The following is a 9,474-nucleotide window of genomic DNA, read 5'->3' as shown; positions in this document are numbered from 1 at the left end:
GGCCTGAACCAGGTCACCATCGCGGGCCAGCGCCTGCGCCAGGCGCGCCGGGCTGCCCGACCTCACCTGGGCTTCCTGCGGCAGCCACACCAGGCCATCGGCGTGCAAGCTCGCGGGCCAGGGCAACACGAGGGTGCACAACAAGGACGCGCTGACCACGGCCAGCATGAGCGCGCGCGCGCGCCCTCGCACCGGCGACAGCTCGGGCGCGGAGGTCACATCGGTCACCCAGGCCGCGATCGGTGCGGCCAACAAGCCCCAGGCCACCCACACGGCACCCGCCACCGCCAACCAGGTCGAGAGGTCTGCCAGCCAGGCCACGATCACGGTGCCAACGGTCAAGCGCCACAACCAGGCGGCTGGCGCATGCGACCACAAGGCCAGGCGTTCGGTGAGGTCAAGCCGCAGGTTCGCATCGTCTGCGTCGGCCACGGGCGAGCCCAGCAAGCGCGCGGTCCAGGCCGTCAGGCGCTGGCGCCAGTGCGCCTGGCTGCGCCCAGCCAGGTTGGGCAAACCCGCCGCGTCGCACAGAAAGTGGTAGCCGTCATAACGCATCAAGGGGTTGCCATTGAAGACCAGGGTGGAGATGCCGCCCAAGGTCAGCGTGACCAGGGCCGCATCGCGCAACCAGCCAGGCTGCACCGCCGCCCAGACCATCACGGCCACCGCCGCCGCGCCGAGCTCGACCATGATGCCGGCGGCCGCGATGGTGGCTCGGGCCCAGCGATCCGGCAGGCGCAAAGACGACGTCGCGTCCACGTGCGGCAGGGGCATCAGCAACAGGAAGGTCAGGCCCACCTCGTGCGTGGCACAGCCCCATCGGCGCAGCGCCAGCGCGTGGCCGAACTCGTGCAAGGCCTTGAGCAGCGGGTAGATCAACCACATCATCAACAGCACGCGCGGTTGCGACAGGCTGCTGCGCGCATGCGCCATCAGCTCAGGCCCGTTCTGCCAGGCCACCCACGCCCCTGTGGCCAGCAAAGCCACCCACATCCACAGTGAAACGCGGTTGAACACCAACCGCGCCATGCCACCCAGCCTGAGCAACCAAGGCGAAGGGTCGAACAGCTTGACCCGAAAGGACAGCGGGTGCACCCGGCTGCGCGCCTGCACCTGCTCTCGCGCCAGGCCGCGCTCGACTTGCCGACGCAGGTCGGGCATGTGCTCGGCCTGCAGCAAGTCGGCTTCGGCCAACTGGCCCAATACCCGCAGCACATCGTCCTGAGACGGCGCGTCATCGCCTTGCTGCTGGATCAGCTCGCGCCACAGCCCATCGACCGTGAGCTCACCATCAAGCCGGCCCACGACCTCGTAAGCACGCTCGTTGACCCGGTGAAAGCGGCCACTCGCCTCGTTGTGCAACACATACCAGAGCTGGCCACGCGCCTGCTGACGTGCGACGCTGACCTGGGGCCGCAGGTGCGGCTTGAGCGTGGCCACCCGGAACCACTGCGATGACAGCAAGGACGCTTCCATGGCCAGACCTGGGTGGACTCAGAACCAGGACCAGCTGGCCCAACGCCAGGCCTGCCAGGCCTCGCGACCCCAACGCCAACCCAAGGGCTCAGGGGGCAGCTCGATGCGCGCCACACCCTGCAAGCCAGGGCGCCATCCTGCAGGCGGCTGGCCCACCGGGTCGGCAACGACCTCGTAACGCTGGCGACCATCGACCGTGCGCGCCACCGGCGTGATGCGCTGCACCTTCAGCTCGACCGGCTGGCTCGGCAGCGCCGTCAACAGCAGCCGCGCAACCTGGCCAGTTTGCACCCAGGTGATCTGGCGCTCATCGACCTCCAGCACCACGCGCCAGCCCGTCATGGGCGAGACGGTGAAGAGCAAGTCGCTGCGCTTGAGCGGCGCACCCAACCGCTGGCTGAGGTCCCCGGCGATCACCACGCCATCAAAAGGTGCCGTGATGCGCGTGCGCGCCAGCTGCTGCTCGACCAGCGCCAACTGCGCCCGCGCTTCGGCTGCACGCGCCTGGGCCTGCGCCGCCTGGCTGCGCTCGCCCTTGGTGAAGGCATCGACGAAAGCGTTGTCGTGCTGCGCGACCTCGGCCTCTCGGCTGCGCGCCTGCTGCCGCAAATCCTCGTCGGACAACTGCGCCAGCACCTGACCCTTTTTGATGAAGTCGCCCGGCCTGACGTGCAACTGCCGCAGGTAGGCATCCAGCGGCGCGGTCAGGCCACGCTGCTCGGCGCCCTCGACCCGGGCGTTGGCCTGCACGCGGTGCGGCAAAGGCACGGCCATCAAAGCCACCAGCATCAACCCCGCGATGCCCAGGCCGGCCTGACGCAAGCGCCGCGTCCTGGGGTCGTCTGCGGCCACCCACTCACGCCAGCTGCGCTGCCAGCGTTGCCGCCAGGACAGCTCGCCCTCGTGCAACAGGCGCAGCAGCGGCGCCACCGTTCGGGCCACGTCTTCCATGGCGATGATGTCGATGGGCGTGAAGCGCCCGTCATCTCGCTCGCACAGCAAGGCGCCCAGCACCTCGCCGTCTTGCGCCAAAGGCACGGTCAACACGGCCGCCACGCCTTCGCGCTTGATGAGCGCGCGCTGCGCCAGCGTGATGCGCACCGCGCCGTCGGCCACGCGAGGCACGCACAGGGTCAGGCCCTGGCCCATGGCTTCCTGCATGGCCTCGGCCACGCCACCGAGCACCGGGTGCTCGGCCAGCTGCGCACCGTGCGACAAGCCCACCACGCGAACACGTCCGTCAACCCGCCAGCCCAGCGCCACGCGCCGGCAACCCAGCGCCAGCGTCAGCTCCGTGCACAAGGCCGCCGTGGCCGCGCGCCAGCCGCGCTCGCGCAACAGGCCCTGCAGGGCCCGCTCGGTCAGGCGCGACACACCGCCGTCACCCGCAGGTGACGTTGGCATCGCAAAAGCCAGGGGTTCGCTCATGATCCGGATGCTAGGCCGGACGCCCCCCGTTCAACGCGGCAAACAAGGGGGCACAAACGTGCCGTTTCTCACGGATGGCGCCAACGCTTGCACAACCGGACGGTCGCCGAGGCACCTGGCCACCTGGCGAGGCTCATCAGCGCGCCGCCAACACTTCCTGCGCATAAGCATCGCCCGCAGCCACCGGGTCACCGCTGCGCTCGAAAGCTTTGAGCCAGGTGTCGTACCGCCCCATCTCCTGGTGCTGCCATGGGTGAAAGCCCGGCTTGAAGTAGCTCAGGTAAAAACCTGCCGCCGGCAGGAACACGCCGCCCGGCTTGTACAACCACCAAGCGCCCTTGGCCAGCATCTTCATGCGTTGGAAGAAGCCAAAGCCATCGTCCTTGAGCATGCGGTTGACCATGTACCAGTTGCCGATCGGGTACTCGATGCTGAAGTAGATCAGGCCGGCGATGCGCGTGAAGTAGCTCGCCTTGGCCACCTTGGTCAGCACGTCGAAGCACACGGCCTTGTGCTCGACCTCTTCGATCGAGTGCCATGTGTACATCGCTCGGATGCGGTGATCGAACCCTTCGATGATGTCGGGCCGCTCCATGAAGGTGGTGCACATCATGGCCGTGAGGTGCTCGGCCGCAGCGGTGTAGGCCAGGTTGAAGGACTTGGGCCACACCTTGAGCTGCCACTTGAACTTGTTGTCCAGGAAGCGCTGCGTCCAGCCCACGTTCAGGCCCTGCTTTGCCAGCATCTCGTTGAACTGCGCGTGCACGATGCCGTGCTGCGCTTCTTGCCGCGTGAAGTCCTTGACCTCCTGAAGCAGCTTGGGGTCGGTGACCTGATCGCGGTAGGCGCGCACGCTGCTGATGAAGTAGCGCTCACCGATCGGGAAGGTGAGTGACATGGCGTCGAAGAAGCGGGTCTTGTAGGGATCGCCTCCGTTCCAGAAGCGCGGGATGCGCTCGTCGAGCTGGAAGTCGAGCTTTTCACGCGCCTGCATGGGGCGGGTCTGCTGCTGTGCGTGGGTTGACTGCGGGGTCATGGGGGTCTCCTCGGTTGCTCTGAGTCGGCGGGGCCGAACGGCGGCTCGGGTGCATTGCACATCGGATCGGCATGACAGAGGTGGACAGAACGTGACCGGATCGGACAACTTCGCGCGCGAAGCAATTGGGGGTGAATCGGGGGCGACAGGGTGGCATTTGGGGCGACAGGCCACGCCCCGTCATTGAGGCGACCGAATCGGTTCGTTACATTTAACCGCGCAAAGCTCCCCCGTAGGAGGGTCGCACTTTTGGCCGATTCGGTTACGCTTTCTGCACAAAGCAACAACACATCAGGGATGGCATGCAGTACACCGCTGCAGCACACCCGCTGCCCAGCTCTTCAGAGCAGGCGGCGGCGCAGGCGTGCGACGAATCAAATCCTTCCGCAGCCTTGCAGGCGTTGAGCCTGCTTGCTCGGCTGCACCACATCGCAGCCGACCCAGGCCTGCTCGCCCACGAGTTGGGTTTGACCGCCTCCAGCTCGGTTTCAGACACCGAGCTGCTGCTGGCCGCCAAGCACGTTGGCCTCAAGGCCAAGCTCAGCCAGACAACAGGATCACGTTTGTCGTTATCCGCCTTGCCTGCGTTGGCTCGCATCCGCGCTGACGATGGCGCTGAGCGTTGGGTGCTGCTGGCGCAATGCGACGGTCAGCGCGTGCTCTACCAAGACCCGTCGGCCGAAGGCGGTGGCCGCCCCACCATCGAGCCCATGGAGGCCTTTGTTGCCCGCTGGGCCCCGGCTGGCAATCCATCTGGCTCCGGCACCTTGCTGCTGGCCACCAGCCGCGCCAGCCTCGTCGGGGCTCTCGCCAAGTTCGACTTCAGCTGGTTCATCCCCAGCATCGTCAAGCACCGAAAGCTTTTGGGTGAGGTGCTGCTGGTCTCCTTCTTCCTGCAGCTCTTCGCCCTCGTCAGCCCCCTGTTCTTCCAGGTCGTCATGGACAAGGTGCTGGTGCACCGCGGCCTGACCACGCTGGACGTTCTCGTCATCGGTCTGGTGGTGGTGGTGGTTTTCGAGTCGCTGCTCACGGGCTTGCGTGCCTACGTCTTCAGCCACACCACCAGCCGCATGGACGTGGAGTTGGGCTCACGCTTGTTCCGCCACCTGCTGCAGCTGCCCCTGGCCTACTTCCAGGCACGCCGCGTGGGCGATTCGGTGGCCCGCGTGCGCGAGCTCGAGAACATTCGCAGCTTCCTGACCGGCCAGGCCCTCACGCTGGTGCTGGACGTGCTGTTCTCGGTGCTGTTCATCGCCGTGATGCTGCTCTACAGCTGGCAGCTCACCCTCATCGTGCTGCTGAGCCTGCCCCTGTACACCTTGCTCACACTCGTGGTCGTGCCCATCCTGCGCGGGCGCCTGAACGAGAAGTTCGCCCGGGGCGCCGAGAACCAATCCCTGCTGGTCGAGACCATCACCGGCATCCAAACTGTGAAGGCCAACGCCCTGGAGCCCCAGATGGCGCGCCGCTGGGACAACCAGCTCGCCGCCTACGTCTCGACCAGCTTCAAGACGCAGACGCTGGCCACCTGGGCGCACGAAGGCATCAACCTCATCGGCAAGCTCATCAACGCCGCCACGCTGTGGTTCGGCGCCAAGCTGGTGATGGACCAGGAGCTCACCGTCGGCCAGTTCGTGGCCTTCAACATGTTCGCCGGACGCGTCTCGCAACCCATCATGCGCATGGCCCAGATGTGGACCGACTTCCAGCAGACGGGCATCTCCATGGAGCGCCTGGGCGACATCCTCAACACGCGCACCGAGGTGCCCCCCAGCACGGCGGCCCAGTTGCCCCAGCTCAAGGGCCGCATCACGCTGGACAAGGTCACCTTCCGCTACCGGCCCGAAGCCGCCCCCGTGCTGCACGACGTGAGCCTGGACATGCGCGCCGGCGAGGTCATCGGCATCGTCGGGCGATCGGGCTCGGGCAAGAGCACCCTGACCAAGCTGGTGCAGCGCCTGTACGTGCCCGAGCAGGGCCGCGTGCTGGTCGACGGCATCGACATCAGCCTGGTGGACGCCGCACAACTGCGCCGCCAAGTGGGCGTGGTGCTGCAGGACAACTTCCTCTTCAACCGCAGCGTGCGCGAGAACATCGCCGTGGCCGACCCGGCCGCCCCGCTCGAAGCCATCATGCACGCTGCCCGCCTGGCCGGCGCCCACGACTTCATCAGTGAGCTGGCCGAGGGTTATGACACGGTGGTGGGTGAGCAAGGGGCGTCGCTCTCGGGCGGGCAGCGCCAGCGCATCGCGATTGCGCGGGCGCTGTTCACCAACCCGCGCGTGCTGATCTTCGATGAGGCCACCTCGGCGCTGGACTACGAGAGCGAGGCCATCATCCAGCGCAACATGGCCGCCATCAGCAAGGGGCGCACGGTGATCATCATCGCCCACCGCCTCAGCGCCGTGCGCCATGCCGACCGCATCGTGGCCATGGAGAAGGGGCGCATCGTCGAGGCTGGGCCGCACGAGGTGCTGATTCAAAGGCCGAAGGGGCTGTACGCCTACCTGTGGCGCATGCAACAGCAAGGGGGAAGTAAAGACAAGCCGGAGGGGCAGTCATGAGCAACGCAGATCCATCAACCCGCCCCCCCTTTTTCGACCTGCTGCAGCGCTACCGCGTCGTGGTGCAAACCGCCTGGGCCCACCGCCATGAACTGGCCGGCCCCGCCCGCATGGCCGACGAAGCCGCCTTCCTGCCCGCGGCGTTGAGCCTGCAGACCACGCCGCCCCACCCAGCCCCGCGCCGCGCGCTGTGGGCCATCATGGCCCTCTTCACCATCGTCCTGCTGTGGGCCTGCATCGGCCAGGTCGACATCGTGGCCGTGGCGCCGGGGCGCATCGTGGTGAGTGACGGCACCAAGCTCATCCAGCCGCTTGAGGCCAGCGTGGTCAAGGCCATCCACGTCAAAGACGGAGACAAGGTGCTGGCCGGTCAGGTGCTCATCGAGCTCGACCCCACATCCGCCCAGGCTGACAACAGCCGTGTGAGCCAAGAGCGCTCAGGCGCCCTGTCAGAAGTCTGGCGCACGCAAGCCCTGCTGACAGCCTTGCGCGAGCGTGGCACCAAAGCCCCAGTGCTGCCTGAAGAAGCCCGCCAGGCCAGCAATGCCCTGAGCCCCGACGAGCGCGAGCTCATGCGCAGCCAGCTTGACGCCGAGTGGCGGGACACCCAAGCCCAGCTCGCGCGCCTGCAAGCCGACATCGACACCCGCCAGGCCGAGCTGCAAACCGTCAAGGAGCAGATCGAGAAGCTCCAAGCAACGCTACCCATCGTGCGCAAGCGCGAAGACGACTTCCAGGCCCTGCAGGCCCAAGGTTTCGTGAGCCAGCATGCGAGTCAAGACCGAACGCGAATGCGAGTCGAACTCGAGCACGACCTGTCCACCCAGCGCGCGCGCTTGGTCGAAGTCAAGACAGCCATCGCACAGTCAGAGCACTCACAGGCAGCCTGGCGCTCCGAAACGCTCAAGACATTGAGCGAGCGCCACGCCAGAGCCGACTTGCAAGCACGCTCGCTCCAAGCCGAAGGCGCCAAGACCAGTCAGCGAGCGCAGCTCACCACGCTGCGCGCTCCTGTGAGCGGCACCGTGCAGCAGCGCGCTGCACACACCAACGGCGGTGTGGTCACCCCCGCGCAGGTGCTCATGGTGGTGGTGCCAGACGCAGCGCAGGTCACCGCCGAAGTGACGCTGGAGAACAAGGACGTGGGGTTTGTGCACTTGGGGCAGGAAGCTGCCATCAAGCTAGAAACCTTCCCCTTCACTCGCTATGGCACGGTCGAGGCCAAGGTGACGACCATCACTGCGGATGCGGTGATGAAAGAGCCTAGCGTGCGCCCGGACAAAGACGGCAAGGCGATTGACTCGGGCGAGGCGGTCTTCCCGGCCACGCTGACGCTCGCGACTCATGCAATTGAGGTGGATGGCAAAGCCATTCGGCTGGCGCCTGGGATGAACCTCACGGCGGAGATCAAAACCAGCAAAAGACGGGTCATCGAGTACCTATTGGCTCCAGTGATCTCACACGCCAACGGCGCCCTAAAAGAAAGATGAGATCCTCTCGAAAGGGTCTGATTCGGTAACGATCGACTTTCAACCCAACAGGAGGCAATACCCAAATAGAACGCTCCTTTATGCACATTTCTGACGAAAAACGTAATTACTAAATTCAATGGAGAAACAATGAACATCACAGGAACTGATGCCAGCAACAACTTGATTGGCACATCAGATGCGGACTTAATTAGAGGACTGGTTGGCAACGACACGCTCTACGGGAATGAAGGCAATGACTCCCTGGATGGTGGCCCGGATGCAGACTCCATGTACGGCGGGCTTGGCGACGACGTCTATTACTTCGACAAAAGTTATGACAAGGCATATGAAAATCCAGATGAGGGCAACGATCTACTCATTTACACAGCACCAGGCTCGTACATCGCACCCAAAAACATTGAGCGCTTTGAGATCGCCACCGCCATCTCTGCTGCCTTCATCGGCAATGAGCTTGGCAACTCCATCATGGGCAATGCGGGAAACGATACGTTACTCGGAAGCAGGGGCAATGATTCAATCTGGGGATCGTTCGGAGACGACTCCATTTATGGAGGGGCTGATGCAGATCGCCTTGACGGCGGTGGTGGAGCAGACCGACTGGGCGGAAACGACGGCGATGACACTTTGTACGGCGGCCTTGGACAGGATACGCTGTATGGCGCCACAGGCAATGATTACTTAGGTGGGGGCGCAGGCAACGACACCTACCTCATCTACCGCGGCGAAGGCCAGGACAGCATCGTCGATATCGACGCCACCGTCGGCAACACCGACGTCCTTCAGTTCCAGTCCGGCATTGCCCACGACCAGTTGTGGTTCAGTCAATCCGGCAACAACTTAACGATTAGCGTCATCGGTACAACCGACAGCGTGATGATCGCTGGGGGCGCCGGCAGCGCGAGCTTCCACATCGAGCAGATCAAAGCCGACGGCAAGACTCTGTCCGACACCCAGGTCTCCAACCTCGTCCAGGCGATGGCATCCATGACGCCACCCGCCATGGGCCAGACCACCCTCACCGACGCCCAGCGAGCCCAGCTGGCACCGGTGCTCGCGGCCAACTGGAGCTGACAACCCAGCGACTAAAACAAGGCCAACAAGGCCCGGCCCTCACAAGGCCGGGCCTTTCTGACTCATGCGCATCCTCTTCATCCACCAGAACTTCCCCGGCCAGTTCCGCCGCATCGCCCACCTCTGGTCTCAACAACCCGGCTGGGAAGTCATCGGCATGGGCCGCCAAACCGCCCCGGGCATGGAAAGCATCCGCTGGATCCCATACACGCTGCACCGCCAGGGCCTCAAAGACCAGCACCCCTACCTGCGCCAGATGGAAACCGCCGTGCTGCACGGCCAGGCCGTCGCGCGCAAACTGATGCAACTCAAACAGCAGGGCTGGACACCCGATGTGATCTTCGCCCACCCCGGCTGGGGCGAGACGCTCTACGCCAAAGACATCTTCCCTGGCACCCGCCTCGTT

6 protein-coding genes and 1 pseudogene are annotated in these 9,474 nt (G+C 65.2%); 4 read left to right on the top strand and 3 right to left on the bottom strand.

Features of this window, described 5'->3' with window-relative positions; all coding sequences use genetic code 11:
- The 3 genes from B2W70_RS01075 to B2W70_RS01065 form a co-directional block, all read right to left on the bottom strand.
- Positions 1-1,476 (bottom strand): PqqD family protein (locus B2W70_RS01075; RefSeq protein WP_286742090.1); only part of this gene is annotated, 1,476 nt, incomplete at its 3' end.
- 18 nt (positions 1,477-1,494) lie between these two features.
- The gene (locus B2W70_RS01070; protein ID WP_286742089.1) at positions 1,495-2,904 is read right to left on the bottom strand and encodes an HlyD family efflux transporter periplasmic adaptor subunit; all 1,410 of its coding nucleotides are present in this window, start codon (positions 2,902-2,904) and stop codon (positions 1,495-1,497) included.
- A 136-nt stretch (positions 2,905-3,040) separates the two neighbouring features.
- Positions 3,041-3,940, bottom strand: coding sequence for a metal-dependent hydrolase (locus B2W70_RS01065; RefSeq protein WP_286742088.1), 900 nt, complete (start codon positions 3,938-3,940; stop codon positions 3,041-3,043).
- A gap of 302 nt (positions 3,941-4,242) precedes the next feature.
- Here B2W70_RS01065 and B2W70_RS01060 point away from each other — a divergent pair, with 302 nt between their 5' ends.
- From B2W70_RS01060 to B2W70_RS01045, 4 genes and pseudogenes are all read left to right on the top strand, one after another.
- Entirely contained in the window at positions 4,243-6,504 is a 2,262-nt protein-coding gene (locus tag B2W70_RS01060; protein WP_286742086.1) for a type I secretion system permease/ATPase, read from the top strand.
- Positions 6,501-7,994 (top strand): HlyD family type I secretion periplasmic adaptor subunit, encoded by a 1,494-nt coding sequence (locus B2W70_RS01055; RefSeq protein WP_286742084.1) that lies wholly within the window; start codon positions 6,501-6,503, stop codon positions 7,992-7,994. The genes B2W70_RS01060 and B2W70_RS01055 overlap by 4 nt, the downstream gene beginning before the upstream one ends.
- Before the next feature lie 129 nt (positions 7,995-8,123).
- Positions 8,124-9,068, top strand: coding sequence for a calcium-binding protein (locus B2W70_RS01050; RefSeq protein WP_286742083.1), 945 nt, complete (start codon positions 8,124-8,126; stop codon positions 9,066-9,068).
- Positions 9,069-9,132: 64 nt separating this feature from the next.
- A pseudogene (locus B2W70_RS01045) lies at positions 9,133-9,474 on the top strand (glycosyl transferase family 1); the annotation flags it as partial.

Origin of the sequence: Aquabacterium sp. UBA2148 (genome assembly GCF_002328915.1) — a bacterium.
In the GTDB taxonomy this organism is placed as follows: domain Bacteria; phylum Pseudomonadota; class Gammaproteobacteria; order Burkholderiales; family Burkholderiaceae_C; genus Aquabacterium; species Aquabacterium parvum.
The sequence above is the reverse complement of the archived record's forward strand: the minus strand, read 5'-3'. Positions and strand labels throughout refer to the sequence as shown.